Origin of the sequence: Mycobacterium sp. UM_11 (assembly GCF_001414075.1) — a bacterium.
Classification (GTDB): Bacteria; Actinomycetota; Actinomycetes; order Mycobacteriales; family Mycobacteriaceae; genus Mycobacterium.
The window spans coordinates 1-17,175 of sequence record NZ_LATC01000097.1; the positions used below are offsets into that span (position 1 = coordinate 1).

The window sequence follows — 17,175 nt, forward strand, 5'->3', positions numbered from 1 at the left end:
CGGCAGCGTCAGATGTGTATAAGAGACAGGTCTTCCGCGGCCGGTTGCACCCGATCGGCGGCCTGGGCGTGGCGCTGGGCGTCACGGTGCTGCTGTTCCCCGTCGTGCAGCCGTGGTACCTGCTGTGGGCGATCATCCCGTTGGCCGCGTGGGCAACCCGCAGCGGATTCCGGATCGCGGTCATCGTCATCACCCTGGTCGTCGGCATCTTCGGCCCGACGGCCAACGGCGACCGCTTCGCGTTGTTCCAGATCGTCGACGCCACCCTGGCCAGCACCATCATCGTGGTGGCGCTCATCGCGCTGACGTACACCCGCCTGCCGTGGCGCCGACTCCCCACCGAGGGCGCCGAAACCCCGCAGCCGGCCGCCGGGGCCGCGCCGGCGCCCGATCCCGCCCAGACCCCCAATCCCGAGGCGATACCTGACGCCTACGCTGATTCCACGTGAGCTCGGACCTTCCTGAAACAGTCGTGCGGCTGCGCGGGGTGAGCAAGCACTACGGATCCACCACGGCCGTCGCCGATCTCGACCTCGAGGTGCACGCCGCCGAAGTGCTGGCTTTGCTGGGGCCCAACGGCGCCGGCAAGACCACGACGGTCGAAATGTGCGAGGGCTTCGTGCGTCCCGACGCAGGCGCCATCGAGGTGCTCGGGCTGGACCCCATCGCCGACAACTCGCGCCTGCGCACGCGCATCGGGGTGATGCTGCAGGGCGGCGGCGGCTACCCCAGCGCCCGCGCGGGCGAGATGCTCAACCTGGTCGCGTCCTACGCCGCCGACCCGTTGGACCCGGCCTGGCTGCTGGACACCCTGGGCCTCACCGATGCCGCCCGCACCACCTACCGACGGCTCTCCGGAGGGCAGCAGCAGCGGCTCGCGCTGGCCTGCGCGCTGGTCGGCCGCCCCGAACTGGTCTTCCTCGACGAACCCACCGCCGGCATGGACGCCCACGCCCGGCTGCTGGTCTGGGAGCTGATCGACGCGCTGCGGCGCGACGGCGTGACCGTGCTGCTGACCACCCACCAACTCAAGGAGGCCGAGGAGCTCGCCGATCGGCTGGTCATCATCGACCACGGCGCGACGGTAGCCGCGGGCACGCCGGCCGAGCTGATGCGCACCGGCGCCAAGGACGAGCTGCGGTTCACCGCGCCGCCGCGCCTCGACCTGACGCTGCTGACCGCCGCGCTGCCCGAGGAATACCGTGCCAGCGAGGTGACGCCGGGCGAATACCTGGTCGAGGGCCCCGTCGACCCGCAGGTGCTGGCCACCGTCACCGCGTGGTGCGCGCGGATCGACGTGCTGGCCACCGACATGCGCGTCGAGCAGCGCAGCCTCGAGGACGTGTTCCTCGACCTCACCGGCAGGAAGTTGCGGCAGTGACCGAATCGAACGTCTTCCCCACGGGAACCTTCACCCCCGACCCGAGGCCCAACGCCGTGCCGCGAATGCTGGCCGCGCAGTTCGGCCTGGAGCTCAAGCTGCTCTTGCGCAACGGCGAGCAACTGCTGCTGACCATGTTCATCCCGATCACGCTGCTCGTCGGCCTCACCCTGCTGCCGTTCGGCTCCTTCGGGCACAACCGCGCCGCCACCTTCGTCCCGGCCATCATGGCCCTCGCGGTGATATCGACCGCCTTCACCGGCCAGGCCATCGCGGTCGCCTTCGACCGCCGCTACGGCGCGCTCAAGCGGTTGGGCGCGACCCCGCTGCCGGTCTGGGGCATCATCGCCGGCAAATCCCTGGCCGTCGTGACGGTGGTGTTTCTGCAGGCAATCCTGTTGGGCGCCATCGGTTTTGCGCTGGGCTGGCGGCCCGCCCTGGCCGCGTTGGCGCTGGGCGCGGCGGTCATCGCGCTGGGCACCGCGGGTTTCGCGGCCCTGGGGCTGTTGCTCGGCGGGACGCTGCGCGCCGAGATCGTCCTCGCGGTGGCCAATCTGCTGTGGTTCGTGTTCGCCGGTCTGGGCGCGCTGACCGTGGAGAGCGGGATGATCCCGACCGGGGTCAAGTGGGCGGCCCGGCTCACCCCGTCCGGGGCGCTGACCGAGGCCCTGTCGCAGGCGATGGCCCTGTCGGTGGACTGGTTCGGCGTCGTCGTCCTGGCTGCGTGGGGCACGCTCGCCGCGCTGGCCGCGCGGCGCTGGTTCCGCTTCACCTGACGCGCTGGACCAACCCGTCCGCGAGACGTAAACCACGCACACGACACGCCGTGGCGGGTGTGCGTGGTTTCAGTCTCGCGCCGCGAGGGCATACTACAGCGTGTAGTTTTCTGTGGCCTACCATCGGGCCATGCCCGTGGGACGAACGCTGAGGCGGTTGGTGGACCTCCTCCCCGACCCCAGCGTGCGCGTACAGCGCCTCATCGCCGCGGCCGTCATCCTCACGCAGGGCGGCATCGCCGTCACCGGGGCGATCGTCCGAGTCACCGCCTCGGGGCTGGGGTGTCCCACCTGGCCGCAGTGCTTTCCGGGCAGCTTCACGCCCGTCGCCCACGCCGAGGTACCGCGCATCCACCAGGCGGTCGAGTTCGGCAATCGCATGATCACCTTCGCGGTGGTGGTCGCCGCGGCCCTGGCCGTGCTGGCCGTGACCCGCGCCCGCCGCCGCACCGAGGTCCTGGTGTACGCGTGGCTGATGCCGGTGTCGACGGTGGTGCAGGCCGTCATCGGCGGCATCACCGTGCGCACCGGGCTGCTGTGGTGGACGGTGGCCATTCACTTGCTCACCTCGATGACGATGGTGTGGCTGTCGGTGTTGCTGTACGTCAAGATCGGCGAGCCTGACGACGGGGTGCTGCACCGGCGCGTGCCCCGGCCGCTGCGCGCCCTGACGGCGCTGATCGGGTTGGACCTGGCGGTGGTGCTGGTCACCGGCACGCTGGTGACGGCCGCCGGCCCGCACGCCGGTGACCGCAGCCCGACCCGGACCGTGCCCCGGCTCCAGGTCGCGGTGGACACCCTGGTGCACGCGCACTCCTCGCTGCTGATCGCCTACCTGGCGCTGATCGTCGGGCTGGGCTTCGGGCTGCTGGCCGTGCGCGCCGGCCGGCCCATTCTGCGGCGGCTGGTCGTGCTGCTCGCCCTGGTGTGCGCGCAGGCCGCCGTCGGCACCGCCCAGTACTTCACCGGGGTGCCCGCCGCGCTGGTCGCGTTGCACGTGGCCGGGGCCGCGGCCTGCACCGCGGCGACCGCCGCGCTATGGGCGTCGATGCGAGAGAGGGCCGAGCCCGAGCCGCTCGCAGGCTGACTCGACGGCCAGTGCGAACTCGCGCTGGGCAAGCTCGCGGGTGGCGGGGTCGAGGTGCGCCCAGCCCAGCGACGGCGCGACGAGGTCGAGCCCCACCAGTCGGTCCCCCTGCACGTCCGCGCGCGCGTACAGCAACTCGTGCGCGGCGATGCCGGCTTGCGCGGCGGCCGACGCGAGCGCGGCGTAACCGAGGTCCCACGATTCGAACTCCGGCTCGTCCGGCCACGCGTGTGATCGCTTGCCCCCCAAGAAGATCAACGCCGATTGCGCCGTGCCGCCCGGTAGCGTCGGCACCCCGGCGTCCGCCAGGTCGCGCAGATACCGCTCATCGAGGTTCCAAGCGACCGCGTCGGGTGGGTTGAGCAGGTGGCGCACCCGCCGGATCCAGACGAGGAATTCGTCGCGCCGGGCGGGTTCGTCGGGTTTGGTGCGCAGGATCACCAGATCAGCGCGCAGCGTCGCCGGGTCGTCCCAGGGCAGCCAGCGCGCGTGCAGACCGCGCCGCCGCAGGGCCGCGACCACGCCCGGATCGTCGTCCGGCCCCGCCAGAACGATGCGGGGATGGAAGACGTCCGGGCGAGCGAGCTTCATGCCCGGGCATGATAGGCGCATGCACGCGATCGAAGTCAGCGAAACCGGCGGCCCCGAGGTGCTGCGCTACGTCGATGCCCCGCAGCCCACGCCGGGGCCCGCCGAGGTCCTGATCCAGGCCGAGGCGATCGGGGTCAACTACATCGACACCTATTTCCGCTCCGGGCAATACCCGCGAGAGCTGCCGTTCATCCTCGGTTCCGAGCTGTGCGGCACGGTCGCGGCGACCGGTGACGATGTCGACGGCTTCCGCGTCGGCGACCGGGTGGTCAGCGCGTCGGCGTCCGGCGGATACGCCGAATACGCCACTGCCCCAGCCTTTTTGACGGCGCACGTGCCCGACGGCGTGAGTGCCGACGTGGCCGCGTCGGTGCTCCTGAAGGGGTTGACCGCGCACTACCTGGTGAAGTCGGTGTATCCGGTGCAGGCGGGCGACACGGTGCTGGTGCACGCCGGAGCGGGCGGGGTCGGGCTGATCCTGACGCAGTGGGCTCGTCTGCTGGGCGCGCGGGTCATCACCACGGTCTCCACCCCGGAGAAGGCCCGGTTGTCTCGCCAGGCCGGCGCCGACGAGGTGCTGTCCTACCCCGACGACGCGGAGGAATTCGGCCGGCAGATTCGCGGGCTCACCGACGGCGCGGGCGTCGAGGCCGTGTACGACGGCGTGGGCGCCACCACCTTCGACGCCAGCCTGGACAGCCTCGCGGTGCGGGGCACGCTGGCGCTGTTCGGCGCGGCCAGCGGGCCCGTTCCGCCGTTCGATCCGCAGCGGCTCAACGCCGCCGGCTCGGTGTTCTTGACCCGGCCGTCGCTTGCCCACTTCATTCGCACCGGCCAGGAATTCAGCTGGCGGGCCGAGGAGCTGTTCGACGCGATCGCCGGCGGGGCCATCACCATCGAGGTCGGTGGGCGCTATCCGCTGGCCGAAGCCACCCGCGCCCACCAGGACCTACAGGGGCGCAAGACGGCCGGCTCGATCGTGCTGCTGCCCTAGGTCCGAGCCGCTGTCAGAACAGGTGCGGCAGGGCGATCACCGAGTCGACCGCCAACGCGCAGAACACCACCGCGAGATAGTTGTTCGACTGCAGGAACAGCCGCAGCGGCTTGACCGGCTCGCCGGCGCGCACCCCGGCGTAGAGCTGGTGGGCCATCGCCAGGAACCACACCCCGGCCACCACGGCGACCGCCGCGTACAGCCAGCCGGCGGCCAGCGCCAGCGCGAGCGTGGCCGCCACCGTCAGCCAGGTGTAGATCAGAATCTGCTTGGTGACCTGGCGCTCGGTCGCCACGGCGGGCAGCATCGGGACGCCGGCCGCCTTGTAGTCGTCCTTGTAACGCATCGCCAGCGCCCAGGTGTGCGGCGGCGTCCAGAAGAAGATGATCGCGAACATCACCAGCGCCGGCCAGCCGATGGTGCCGGTGACCGCCGACCAGCCGATCATTACCGGCATGCAGCCGGCCGCGCCGCCCCACACCACGTTCTGCGAGGTGCGGCGCTTGAGCAGCAGCGTGTAAACCAGCACGTAGAAGGCGATGGTGGCGCCGGCCAGGTGTGCCGACAGCATGTTCGTCGTCCACCACAGCCAGAAGAACGACGCCACCGACAGCGCCAACCCGAACACCAGCGCGTGGCTGCGCGGGACCGCAGCCCTGGCCAGCGGCCGGCGCGCGGTGCGCTTCATCACCTTGTCGATGTCCGCGTCGGCCACACAGTTGAGCGTGTTGGCGCCCCCGGCGGCCAGCATCCCGCCGACCAACGTGTTGAGGATCAGCAGCGGGTTCACGCTCCCGCGGTGGGCCAGCAGCATCGCCGGGATGGTGGTGACCAGCAGCAGCTCGATGACCCGCGGCTTGGTCAGCGCCAAATACGCCAGCACCGTGCCGTGAACTCGGCTCGTTACCTGGCTCGGGGCGACGCGCCCGCGAACGCTCACGCAATAACTCCTTGGGGTCGCAACACGCGCAGCATCTACTACGCACGATGGTAGACCGCGGGCCGGTGTCGGCCTGCCCGCAGGGTCTATTCACCCAGACTTCTCCCAGATTTCCGAACTGAATGTTACGGGTCGAGGGGCACCGCGTAATTTTCACAACAGCCGGCAACGGGTACCCGAAATCCTGCACTGCAAGAGCCGGCCGTCCCGCACTAGGGTGGGATTGATCGGCTCGATGACCCCAAGGACTGAGTCTGTGACCACACTCGAAGAGATCTCCACGCTGACCCAACCGCACCTCCCCGACGACTGGTCCGAGATCGACTCGGCCGCCGTCGACACGATTCGCGTGCTGGCCGCCGACGCGGTCCAGAAGGTCGGCAACGGACATCCCGGAACGGCGATGAGCCTGGCTCCACTGGCCTACACGCTTTTCCAGCGCACGATGCGGCACGATCCCAGCGACACCTATTGGCTGGGCCGCGACCGGTTCGTCCTGTCCTGCGGGCACAGCAGCCTGACGCTGTACATCCAGCTGTACCTGGGTGGGTTCGGGCTGGAGCTGAGTGACATCGAGTCGCTGCGGACGTGGGGATCCAAGACGCCGGGGCATCCAGAGTTCCGGCACACCAAGGGTGTTGAGATCACCACCGGTCCGCTGGGCCAGGGCCTGGCCTCGGCGGTCGGCATGGCGATGGCCTCGCGCTACGAGCGCGGGCTGTTCGACCCGGACGCCGCGCCCGGCACCAGCCCGTTCGACCACTTCATCTACGTGATCGCCTCCGACGGCGACATCGAGGAAGGTGTCACCTCGGAGGCCTCGTCGCTGGCCGCCGTCCAGCAGCTGGGCAACCTGATCGTCTTCTACGACCACAACGAGATCTCGATCGAGGACGACACCGACATCGCGCTGTGCGAGGACACCGCCGCGCGCTACCGCGCCTACGGCTGGCACGTGCAGGAGGTGGAGGGCGGCGAGAACGTCGTCGCCATCGAGGAGGCCATCGCCAACGCCAAGGCCGTCACCGACCGGCCGTCGTTCATCTCGCTGCGCACCATCATCGGCTACCCCGCGCCCAAGCTGATGAACACCGGCAAGGCGCACGGCGCGGCGCTGGGCGACGAGGAGGTCGCGGCCGTCAAGGAGATCCTCGGCTTCGACCCCGAGAAGAAGTTCGAGGTGCGCGACGAGGTCATCGCCCACACCCGCAAGCTGGTGGACCGGGGCAAGGAAGCGCACGAGAAGTGGCAGGCGGACTTCGACGCGTGGGCGGAGCGCGAACCGGACCGCAAGGCGCTGCTGGACCGCCTGACCGCCGAGGAGTTGCCCGACGGCTGGGACGCCGACATCCCCACCTGGACAACGGAAGACAAGCCGTTGGCCACCCGGGCCGCCTCGGGCAAGGTGCTGTCGGCGCTCGCGTCGAAGCTGCCCGAGCTGTGGGGCGGCTCGGCCGACCTCGCGGGCAGCAACAACACCACCATGGACGGCGTCAAATCGTTTGGCCCGCCGTCGATTTCGACAAAGGACTACACCGCCGACTGGTACGGTCGCACGCTGCACTTCGGCGTCCGGGAACACGCGATGGCCGCCATCCTGTCCGGCATCGTCCTGCACGGCCCCACGCGGGCCTACGGCGGCACGTTCCTGCAGTTCTCCGACTACATGCGCCCGGCCGTGCGACTGGCCGCGCTGATGGACATCGACACGATCTACGTGTGGACGCACGATTCCATCGGGCTCGGCGAGGACGGTCCCACCCACCAGCCGATCGAGCACCTCGCGGCGCTGCGCGCCATCCCCAAGCTGTCGGTGGTGCGCCCGGCCGACGCCAACGAGACCGCCTACGCGTGGCGCACGATCCTGGCCCGCGGCAACGGCAGCGGCCCCGTCGGGCTGATCCTGACCCGCCAGGGGGTGCCGGTGCTCGAGGGCACCAGCGTCGAGGGGGTGGCCCGGGGCGGCTACATCCTCGGCGACCAGGGCACCGAGGATCCCGACGTCGTGTTGATCGCCACCGGCTCGGAGGTTCAGCTCGCGGTCGAGGCCCAGAAGTTGTTGGCGGACAAGGACATCGTCGCGCGGGTGGTTTCCATGCCGTGTGTGGAGTGGTTCGAATCGCAGCCCGAGGACTACCGCGACAGCGTGCTGCCGCCGTCGGTGTCGGCCCGGGTGGCCGTCGAAGCGGGCGTGGCGCAGTCCTGGCACAAGCTCGTCGGCGACACCGGCCGGATCGTGTCGATCGAGCACTACGGCGAATCCGCCGACTACAAGACTTTGTTCCGTGAATTCGGTTTCACAGCAGAAGCCGTCGCGGCCGCCGCGGAACAGGTAGTGGACAACTGAGAAAGGGTGATTCACATGACCCAGAACCCCAACCTCGCGGCGCTGTCCGCCGCGGGCGTATCCGTGTGGCTGGATGACCTGTCGCGCCAGCGGCTGCAGTCGGGCAACCTGCAGGAGCTGATCGACACCAAAAGCGTTGTGGGAGTGACGACCAACCCGTCGATCTTCCAGAAGGCGCTGGCCGACAGCGACACCTACAACGACCAGATCACCGAGCTGGCCGAGCGCGGCGCCGACGTGGACGCCACCATCCGCACGGTCACCACCGACGACGTACGTAACGCGTGCGACGTGCTGCGGCCGCAGTGGGAAGCCTCCGACGGTGTCGACGGCAGGGTGTCGATCGAGGTCGACCCGCGCCTGGCCGCCGAGACCGACAAGACCACCGCGCAGGCCATCGAGCTGTGGAAGATCGTCGACCGGCCCAACCTGTTCATCAAGATTCCGGCGACCAAGGCCGGGATTCCGGCCATCACCGCCACCCTTGCGGAGGGCATTTCGGTCAACGTCACGCTGATCTTCTCCGTCGAGCGGCACCGCCAGGTGATGGACGCCTACCTGGCCGGCCTGGAGAAGGCCCGCGAGGCCGGCCACGACCTGTCCAAGATCCATTCCGTCGCTTCGTTTTTCGTGTCCCGGGTGGACACCGAGGTGGACAAGCGCCTGGAGAAGATCGGTTCCGAGGAGGCGTCGGCGTTGCGCGGCCAGGCCGGAGTGGCCAACGCCCGGCTGGCCTACGCGGCCTACCAGGAGGTCTTCGAGGGCGGCGATCGCTACGAGGCGCTCAAGGGCGACGGGGCCCGCGTGCAGCGTCCGCTGTGGGCGTCGACCGGGGTCAAGAACCCCGACTACTCCGACACCCTCTACGTCACCGAGCTGGTCGCACCGAACACGGTGAACACCATGCCGGAGAAGACGATTGACGCCGTCGCCGACCACGGTGAGATCAAGGGTGACACCGTCACCGGCACCGCGTCGGCCGCCCAAGAGGTGTTCGACAAGCTGGCCGGGATCGGGATCGACCTCACCGACGTGTTCAAAGTGCTGGAGAACGAGGGCGTGGAGAAGTTCGTGGAGTCCTGGACCGAGCTGCTGGAGGAGACGCAAAAGCAGCTGGACTCCGCCTCGAAATGAGCCCTGCTCGTACCGCTGAACAATGGCATAACCCGTTACGGGACAAGCGCGACAAGCGACTGCCGCGCATCGCGGGCCCGTGTGGCATGGTGATCTTCGGGGTCACAGGCGACCTGGCCCGCAAAAAGGTGATGCCGGCCATCTACGACCTGGCCAACCGCGGGCTGCTGCCGCCGAGCTTCTCGCTGGTGGGGTTCGCGCGCCGGGACTGGGAAACCCAGGACTTCCGCAAGGTGGTCTACCAGGCCGTCAAGGATCACTGCCGCACGCCCTTCCGGGAGGAGAACTGGGAGCGGCTGGCCGAGGGATTCCGTTTCGTGCCAGGGTCTTTCGACGACGACGCGTCGTTCGCCCGGCTGGCCGAGACCCTGGACAAGCTGGACGCCGAGCGCGGCACCGGCGGCAACCACGCCTTCTACCTGGCCATCCCGCCCAAGTCCTTTCCCGTGGTGTGCGAACAGCTGCACAAATCCGGGCTGGCCCGCCCGCAGGGCGACCGCTGGAGCCGGGTGGTGATCGAGAAGCCCTTCGGGCACGACCTCGAGAGCGCGCAGGACCTGAACCATGCCGTCAACGCCGTCTTCCCCGAGGAGGCGGTGTTCCGCATCGACCACTACCTGGGCAAGGAAACGGTTCGCAACATCCTGGCGCTGCGGTTCGCCAATCAGTTGTTCGACCCGATCTGGAACGCGCACTACGTGGATCACGTGCAGATCACCATGGCCGAGGACATCGGATTGGGCGGGCGCGCAGGCTATTACGACGGCATCGGCGCCGCCCGCGACGTCATCCAGAACCACCTGATGCAGCTGCTGGCGCTGACCGCGATGGAGGAGCCGGTCAGCTTCAACCCGGCGGCGTTGCAGACCGAGAAGATCAAGGTGCTCTCGGCCACCCAGTTGGCGCAGCCGCTGGACGAGACCACCAGCCGAGGCCAATACACCGGCGGCTGGCAGGGGGGCGAGAAGGTGGTCGGGCTGCTGGACGAGGAGGGGTTCGCCAAGGACTCCACCACCGAGACCTTCGCCGCCATCACGCTCGAGGTGGACACCCGCCGCTGGGCCGGCGTGCCGTTCTACCTGCGGACCGGAAAACGCCTGGGCCGCAGGGTGACCGAGATCGCGCTCGTTTTCAAGCGCGCCCCGCATCTGCCGTTCGACGCCACCATGACCGACGAGCTCGGCGCCAACGCGATGGTCATCCGGGTGCAGCCCGACGAGGGCATCACGCTGCGGTTCGGCTCCAAGGTGCCGGGCACCGCGATGGAGGTCCGCGACGTCAACATGGACTTCTCCTACGGCTCGGCGTTCGCCGAGGAATCGCCCGAGGCCTACGAACAGCTGATCCTCGACGTGCTGCTGGGCGAGCCGTCGCTGTTCCCGGTCAACGAAGAGGTCGAATTGGCTTGGCAGATACTGGATCCCGTCCTGGATAACTGGGCGGCCGACGGCAAGCCCGAGTCATACGAGGCGGGCACCTGGGGTCCGGAGTCGGCCTTCGAGATGCTGCGCCGCACGGGGCGTGAATGGCGGCGGCCGTGATCCGCGCCGGCGACGATGCAGGACCGCGTGATGTGGGGGTACTCCCCGGCTCCGCGGGGACCCCACCCGCTTGCGGGGGAAAGGAGCGGCGCACTTGATCATCGACATGCCGGACACCACCACCACCGCTGTCAACAAGAAGCTCGACGAACTGCGGGAAAAGGTCGGCGCCGTGACGATGGGCCGGGTGCTGACGCTGATCATCGCGCCGGACAGCGACGCCGTCCTGGAGGAGTCACTCGAGGCCGCCAACAACGCCAGCCACGAGCACCCCAGCCGGATCATCGTGACGATGCGGGGCGACCCGTACGCCGACGAGGCGCGCCTGGACGCGCAGCTGCGGGCGGGCGGCGACACCGGCGCCAGCGAGGTCGTCATCCTGAAGCTGTCCGGGGCGCTCGCGGGGCACGCCGCCAGCGTGGTGATGCCGTTCCTGCTGCCCGACATCCCCGTGGTGGCGTGGTGGCCGGACATCGCCCCGGCCGTGCCCGCCCAGGACCCGTTGGGCAAGTTGGCGATTCGGCGCATCACCGACGCCACGAAGGGGACCGATCCCCTGGCGGCGATCAGGAGCCGCCGGCCCGGCTACACCGCCGGCGACACGGACCTGGCGTGGGCCCGCATCACCTACTGGCGGGCGCTGCTCACCTCCGCGGTCGATCTGGCCCCCCACGAGCCGATCGAGTCGGCTCTGGTGTCCGGCCTGAAAACCGAACCGGCGCTCGACGTCCTGGCGGGTTGGCTGGCCAGCCGCATCGACGGCCCGGTGCGCCGGGCGGTCGGCGACCTGAAGGTGGAACTCGTCCGCAAGAGCGAGACCATCGTCTTGAGCCGGCCGCAGGAGGGCAGAACGGCGACACTGAGCCGCACCGCCAAGCCGGAGGCCCTGCTTCCCTTGCCGCGCAGGGAAACCGGCGAGTGCCTCGCCGAAGACCTGCGGCGGCTCGACCCCGACGAGATCTACCAAACAGCGCTAGAGGGCATTGAGAAAGTGCAGTACGTGTGAGCACCATCATCGAAGTTTTCCCCGACAGTCAAGCCCTGGTCGAGGCCGCCGCCAACCGGCTGGCCGACTCCATCCGCGACGCCGTGGCGGCCCGGGACCGAGCGCTCGTCGTGCTGACCGGCGGCGGCAACGGCATCGGATTGCTCGAGTCCCTCGTGGGACGCGACGTCGCATGGCCCAAGGTGCACCTGTTCTGGGGCGACGAACGCTACGTCCCCGAAGACGACGACGAGCGCAACGACAAGCAGGCGCGGGCGGCGTTGCTGGACCGGATCGACATTCCGTCCAGCCACGTGCACACGATGCCGGCCAGCGACGGCGAATTCGGCATCGACCTCGCGGCGGCCGCGCTCGCCTACGAACAGCTGCTGGCCGCCAACGCCGAACCCGGCCAGCCGGCACCGAATTTCGATGTGCACCTGCTGGGCATGGGCCCGGAGGGCCACATCAACTCATTGTTCCCCGACACGCCCGCGGTCGTGGAAACCAACCGCATGGTGGTTCCAGTCGAGAACTCCCCCAAGCCGCCTCCCCGGCGAATCACCCTGACCCTGCCCGCGGTTCAGCGCTCGCGGGAGGTCTGGCTGATGGTGTCCGGCGGTTCGAAGGCCGACGCGGTGGCGGCGGCAATCGGCGGCGCCGCGCCGGTTTCGGTGCCGGCCGCCGGGGCGATCGGCACCGAAACCACGCTCTGGCTGCTCGACGAGGAGGCCGCGGCCAAACTCCCCTCGGGTCAGCGAAGCTAGTTCCGCACCCGGTAGGTCCGGGTAATAATGGCGGTCATGGCAGACAGAACCGTGCGCGGTGGGCAAGAGCGAAGCCGGATCAAGACCCTCACCCAGGCTGCGTTGAACGCCGACAAGACGGTGGAGCAGGTCGAAGACGTCCTGGACGGCCTCAGCAGGACCATGAAAGAGCTGAACACCTCCCTGTCCAACCTGAACGCCACGGTCGAGCGCATGGAGAGCGGCCTGGATCACCTGGACGGCACCCTGTCCAGCCTGGACGACCTGGCACGGCGACTCATCGTCCTGGTCGAACCGGTGGAGACGATCGTCGGGCGCATCGACGACATGGTGAAGGTCGGCGAGGTGATGATGACGCCGCTGTCCATGACCGAGCACGCGGTGCGCGGCGTGGTGGACCGGCTGCGCAACCGCGCGGTGGAATAGCGCCTACATCTTGGTCGACCGGGCCATCACGAAGCTGTACAGCCCGTAGGTGATGATCCCCACCCCGGCGGCGATCAGCAGCGCCGCCCCGAAGTGTTGGGCCCCAAGCGTCTTCAGCGCCCCGTCGAGCCCCGTGGCCTTCTTCGGCTCCGAGCGGCAGGCGGCGACGATCACCAGCGCGCCCGTCAGGGTGATCACGATGCCCTTGCCGATGTAGCCGGCCACGCCGAGCCGTCGCACGAAGTCGCCCGACTTGCCCCGCAGGTCGTCGACGAAGTTGCGGCTGGCGCCCTTGTGGATGTGGTAGCAGCCGACCACGACGATGATCACGCCGGCGGCGACGAGCGCCAGCGTGCCGGCGGTCGTTCCCATCAGCCGGGCGCTGATGCTCGAATTCTGTTGATCCGCGGGCCTTCCCGCGCCCCGGGCGAAGCCGAACGCCGAGTACGCGAACGCGAGGTAAACCGCCGCCAGTCCGAGGGCCTTCGCCCGCGAGGACGCGTCCGACGACGCGCCCTCCGTCTTGCGGTCGCTCGATCGGCCGAGGACCGTTTCGACGAGCCGCCACAGGCCCATCGCCAACAGGGCGGCGGTGGCGATCCAGAGCGCCAACGGCCCACCCGGTTTGGCCGCCAACGTCGCCAGGGCGCCGGTCTGATCGGCGGTGCCGCCGTCGCCGCACGCTACCCGGATCGCGAGATAGCCGACGATCAGGTGCAGGACGCCGTTGACGACGTACCCGACGCGGGCGAGCCGTTCGAAGACGCCGTTCTGCGCAAACTCGGCCGCGGTGAGCGGTGAGGCGCCGTCCGACATGGCTTACGGATGCCCATCACCCGCTGTTCCGTAACGCGCTGGCCAACCCGTTCATCGTCAACAGGATGCCGCGCTGCACCAACTCGTCGTCGTCGCCGGAGCGGTAGCGGCGCAACAACTCCACCTGCAGGTGGTTCAGCGGCTCGAGGTAGGGGAAGCGGTTGAACACCGACCGCGCCAGCGCGGGGTTGTCGGCGAGCAGGTCGTCCTGACCGGTGATGAGCTTGTGCATCGCGATGGTCCGCCGGTGCTCGTCGACGATCTTGTCGAACACCCGGTCGCGCAGCTCCTCGTCGGAAACCAGCTGCGCGTACCGGGCCGCCAGCCCGAGGTCGCTCTTGGCCAGCACCTGCGCCATGTTGGACAGCACGCTGCGAAAGAACGGCCAGCGCTCGTACAGGTCGTGCAGGATCGCCACCCGCTCGTCTTCGCTTTCCGGGCCCGCCCCGATCCACTGCTCGAACGCCGTCCCGGTGCCGTACCAGCCGGGCAGCATGACCCGGGACTGGCTCCAGGCCAGCACCCAGGGGATGGCCCGCAGGTCGGAGATCGACGACGTCGGCTTGCGCGACGTCGGGCGGCTGCCGATGTTGAGCGAACCGATCTCGCTGACCGGAGTGGAGGCCATGAAGTAGTCGACGAAACCCGGTGTCTCATGCACTAATTCGGCGTAGGCCCGCTGCGCCAGGGTGGCCACCTCGTCGAGCACCGCATAGGCGGGCTCCGCGGCATCGCCCAGCCCCTCAACGTCGAGCAGCGTCGACTCCAGCGTGGCGGCGACCAGGCTCTCCAGGTTGCGCCGCGCCGATTGCGGTTCGGCGTACTTGGCGGCGATCACCTCGCCCTGCTCGGTGAGCCGCAGCGAGCCGTTCACCGCGCCCGGCGGCTGGGCCAGGATCGCTTGATAACTCGGCCCGCCGCCGCGGCCGACGGTGCCGCCGCGACCGTGGAAGAGCCGCAACCGAATTCCGGCCGTGCGGGCCACCTCGACCAGGGACAGCTCGGCGCGGTAGACCGCCCAGCTGGAGGCCAGGTAACCGCCGTCCTTGTTCGAGTCGGAGTAGCCCAGCATCACCTCCTGACGCCCGCCCTGCGCGTCGACGACCGCCCGGTACAGCGGCAGGTCCAGCATCGCCCGCAGGATCGCCGCGCCGTTGTGCAGATCGTCGATCGTCTCGAACAGCGGCGAAATGGCCACCGGGCAATACGGTTCCGCCCCGGAGGCATCAAGCAGGCCGCCCTCTTTCAGCAGGATCGCCACCTCCAGGACATCCGACACCGAGCGGCACATGGAGATGACGTAGTTCGGGACGGCGGCCGGGCCGTAGCGCCCGACGGCGTAGGCCGCGGCGTCGACGACCTCGAGCTCCTTGCGGGCCAGCTCGGACAGTTGCGCGCGGTCACCGACCAGCGGGCGGCGGGTGCCCAGTTCACCCGCCAGCAGCGCGACGCGCTCGTCCTCGGGCAGCGAGGCGTAGTCCGGATGCACCCCGGCCCACGCCAGCAGCTCCCCCACCACCTCCTCGTGGACGTCGGAGTTCTGTCGCATGTCGAGCCCGGACAGGTGAAAGCCGAAGACGCTCACGCCTTCTCGCAGCAGGGCCAGCCGGTCGTCGGCCAGCAGCGCGCTGCCGTGGGCGCGCAGCGAGGAGTCGATGGTGTCCAGATCCGCCTGCAGCTCGCCCGGGGCGGAATACGGTGGCAGGCCGAGGTCGAGCTCGTGCTGCGGTTGGCGGTCCAGGATCTCGGCGGCCGTGGCGGTGAGCCGGGCGCGGATCACCCGCACCGCCCGCCGGTAGGGCTCGTCGGCGCGGACCTTCTCCTGGCAACCCTCCGCCAGTTCGGCCAGCCCGGGAGTGACCGGGACGAGGCGCGCCGACATCGACAGATCCTGCTCGAGGGCGGTGAGCTCGGCCAGGTAGTGCGACAGTGCGGTGAACGCGGCGCTGCCGGTGGCCTGGCGCACCACGTCGCCCGTCACGTTCGGGTTGCCGTCGCGGTCGCCGCCGATCCAGGAACCGGGCGCGACGATCGGCGCGGCGAGCAGGTCGGTTTCGGGCCAGCGCGCCCGCAACGCGTCGCGGACCTCGGCGTTGACCTGCGGGATGACCTGGAAGAACGCGGCGGGGTAGTACCGCAGCCCCACCTCGATCTCGTCGGTGATCTGCAGCCGGGACAACCGGATCAGCGCGGTCTGCCACAGCGTGAGCACCTGGCGGCGCAGTTCGCGCTCGATGTTGCGCCCGTCGTCGGTTTCGGTGTGCCCTTCGGCGTGCAACCGCATCAGACTGGTGATCCGGTGCTGGGTGACGAAGACGGTGCGCCGCCGGGTTTCGGTGGGATGCGCGGTGATCACCGGGGAGATCAGCGCGCCGCGCAGCGCCTCGGCCACGGTGGCCGAATCGAGTTCGGCGCCATCGAGTTTCGCGTAGGTCGCGGCCAGGCTGCTGTCCTGGGGCGGCTCGCCGGCGGAGACGTGGATGGCGCGGCGGCGCTCCCGGTGGATGTCCTCGGCCACGTTGGCCAGCAACGCGAAGTGGCTGAACGCGCGGATGACCGGGATCGCCCGGTGAATGTCGATGCCGTCGAACATGCGCGCCAGCTCGGCGCGGTCGATCTCCGAGCGGCGCACCCGAAACGATTCGACCCGGGCGCGTTCCACGAGATCGAAGACCTCGTCGCCGTTCTGCTCGCGGACGGTGTCGCCGAGGATGGCGCCCAACAGCCGGATGTCTGCGCGCATCGGCTCGGTCGCCTCGCGACCGACCAGCGTCCGCTGCACGGCGCCGATCGGTTCCAGCGCGATGTCGGAAACGTCAACCATGAAACCCAGTATCGGTGCGGATCACGTGGTCCGCCCGCCGACGGGTCACCGGTACTTGATCAGCAGGGCCACCCCGATGATGGAGACCAGCCAGATGCCGGTGATGAACAGCGTCAACCGGTCCAGGTTCTTCTCCACCACCGTCGAGCCGGAGAGGCTGGACTGCACACCGCCACCGAACAGCGTCGACAGGCCGCCACCCTTGGCGCGGTGCAGCAGCACCAGCAGGACCACCAGCACGCTGGTGACCACGAGGGTGATCTGCAGGGCCAACTCCATGACGTGAAAGCCTACCGGTTGGCGCACCACCGGCCGTAACCGACGCCCGGCTAGCGGCCCCAGGTCCGCCGCGGCAGCGCGAAGACCAGCGCGAAGGCCGCGACGCCGAGGCCGGCGCTGGCGGCCATCGCCAGCGTCGCGCTGTGCGCGAAGGCCGCCGCCAGCGCCGCCGGACCGGGCCGGTCGACGTGCAGCGTGCCGAACAGCACGGTGCCGATGATCGCGATCCCGATCGCGCTGCCGATCCGCTGCGCGGTGCCGATCACACCGCTGGCCGCGCCGGCATC

16 protein-coding genes and 1 pseudogene are annotated in these 17,175 nt (G+C 69.5%); 11 read left to right on the plus strand and 6 right to left on the minus strand.

Going from position 1 to position 17,175, the window contains the following annotated elements:
• The 4 genes from mptB to WU80_RS19955 all read left to right on the plus strand — a co-directional run.
• Positions 1-449 (plus strand): polyprenol phosphomannose-dependent alpha 1,6 mannosyltransferase MptB (mptB, locus tag WU80_RS19940; RefSeq protein ID WP_197285999.1); only part of this gene is annotated, 449 nt, incomplete at its 5' end.
• Positions 446-1,381, plus strand: coding sequence for an ABC transporter ATP-binding protein (locus tag WU80_RS19945; protein WP_156349564.1), 936 nt, complete (start codon positions 446-448; stop codon positions 1,379-1,381). The genes mptB and WU80_RS19945, both read left to right, overlap by 4 nt.
• Positions 1,382-1,446: 65 nt before the next feature.
• Positions 1,447-2,157 (plus strand): ABC transporter permease, encoded by a 711-nt coding sequence (locus WU80_RS19950; protein ID WP_369808554.1) that lies wholly within the window; start codon positions 1,447-1,449, stop codon positions 2,155-2,157.
• 130 nt (positions 2,158-2,287) lie between these two features.
• A complete protein-coding gene (locus WU80_RS19955) occupies positions 2,288-3,244 on the plus strand; it encodes a heme A synthase (RefSeq protein WP_055403485.1) in 957 nt (318 codons plus the stop codon).
• Here the strand turns inward: WU80_RS19955 and WU80_RS19960 are convergent.
• A complete protein-coding gene (locus WU80_RS19960; protein ID WP_055403484.1) occupies positions 3,194-3,835 on the minus strand; it encodes a hypothetical protein in 642 nt (213 codons plus the stop codon). The two genes, WU80_RS19955 and WU80_RS19960, sit on opposite strands and share 51 nt — an antisense overlap.
• Before the next feature lie 19 nt (positions 3,836-3,854).
• Here WU80_RS19960 and WU80_RS19965 point away from each other — a divergent pair, with 19 nt between their 5' ends.
• Entirely contained in the window at positions 3,855-4,829 is a 975-nt protein-coding gene (locus WU80_RS19965; RefSeq protein WP_055403483.1) for a quinone oxidoreductase, read from the plus strand.
• 13 nt (positions 4,830-4,842) lie between these two features.
• Here WU80_RS19965 and WU80_RS19970 read toward each other — a convergent pair whose 3' ends face one another.
• Complete coding sequence (locus WU80_RS19970) at positions 4,843-5,769, minus strand: heme o synthase (protein WP_055403482.1); 927 nt, start codon at positions 5,767-5,769, stop codon at positions 4,843-4,845.
• Between the two features lie 256 nt (positions 5,770-6,025).
• On the opposite strand from WU80_RS19970, the gene tkt reads away from it, so the two are divergent.
• From tkt to WU80_RS20000, 6 genes are all read left to right on the plus strand, one after another.
• Complete coding sequence (gene tkt, locus WU80_RS19975) at positions 6,026-8,116, plus strand: transketolase (RefSeq protein ID WP_055403481.1); 2,091 nt, start codon at positions 6,026-6,028, stop codon at positions 8,114-8,116.
• Positions 8,117-8,131: 15 nt separating this feature from the next.
• On the plus strand, positions 8,132-9,250 hold the full coding sequence (gene tal / locus WU80_RS19980) for a transaldolase (protein WP_055403480.1): 1,119 nt from the start codon (positions 8,132-8,134) through the stop codon (positions 9,248-9,250).
• Positions 9,247-10,791, plus strand: a complete 1,545-nt coding sequence (gene zwf / locus WU80_RS19985) for a glucose-6-phosphate dehydrogenase (RefSeq protein ID WP_055403479.1) — start codon at positions 9,247-9,249, stop codon at positions 10,789-10,791. The genes tal and zwf overlap by 4 nt, the downstream gene beginning before the upstream one ends.
• A 94-nt stretch (positions 10,792-10,885) precedes the next feature.
• Entirely contained in the window at positions 10,886-11,797 is a 912-nt protein-coding gene (gene opcA, locus WU80_RS19990) for a glucose-6-phosphate dehydrogenase assembly protein OpcA (RefSeq protein ID WP_055403478.1), read from the plus strand.
• Positions 11,794-12,543, plus strand: a complete 750-nt coding sequence (gene pgl / locus WU80_RS19995; protein WP_055403477.1) for a 6-phosphogluconolactonase — start codon at positions 11,794-11,796, stop codon at positions 12,541-12,543. The genes opcA and pgl overlap by 4 nt, the downstream gene beginning before the upstream one ends.
• A gap of 27 nt (positions 12,544-12,570) precedes the next feature.
• Complete coding sequence (locus WU80_RS20000) at positions 12,571-12,969, plus strand: hypothetical protein (RefSeq protein WP_055403476.1); 399 nt, start codon at positions 12,571-12,573, stop codon at positions 12,967-12,969.
• 3 nt (positions 12,970-12,972) lie between these two features.
• Here WU80_RS20000 and WU80_RS20005 read toward each other — a convergent pair whose 3' ends face one another.
• The 4 genes and pseudogenes from WU80_RS20005 to WU80_RS26165 all read right to left on the minus strand — a co-directional run.
• Entirely contained in the window at positions 12,973-13,785 is an 813-nt protein-coding gene (locus WU80_RS20005) for a DUF1206 domain-containing protein (protein ID WP_055403475.1), read from the minus strand.
• Positions 13,786-13,801: 16 nt separating this feature from the next.
• Positions 13,802-16,609, minus strand: coding sequence for a phosphoenolpyruvate carboxylase (gene ppc, locus WU80_RS20010; RefSeq protein WP_055403474.1), 2,808 nt, complete (start codon positions 16,607-16,609; stop codon positions 13,802-13,804).
• A gap of 45 nt (positions 16,610-16,654) precedes the next feature.
• A complete protein-coding gene (secG, locus tag WU80_RS20015; protein WP_040624202.1) occupies positions 16,655-16,888 on the minus strand; it encodes a preprotein translocase subunit SecG in 234 nt (77 codons plus the stop codon).
• A gap of 50 nt (positions 16,889-16,938) precedes the next feature.
• Positions 16,939-17,175: pseudogene (locus WU80_RS26165) on the minus strand (MFS transporter); the annotation flags it as partial.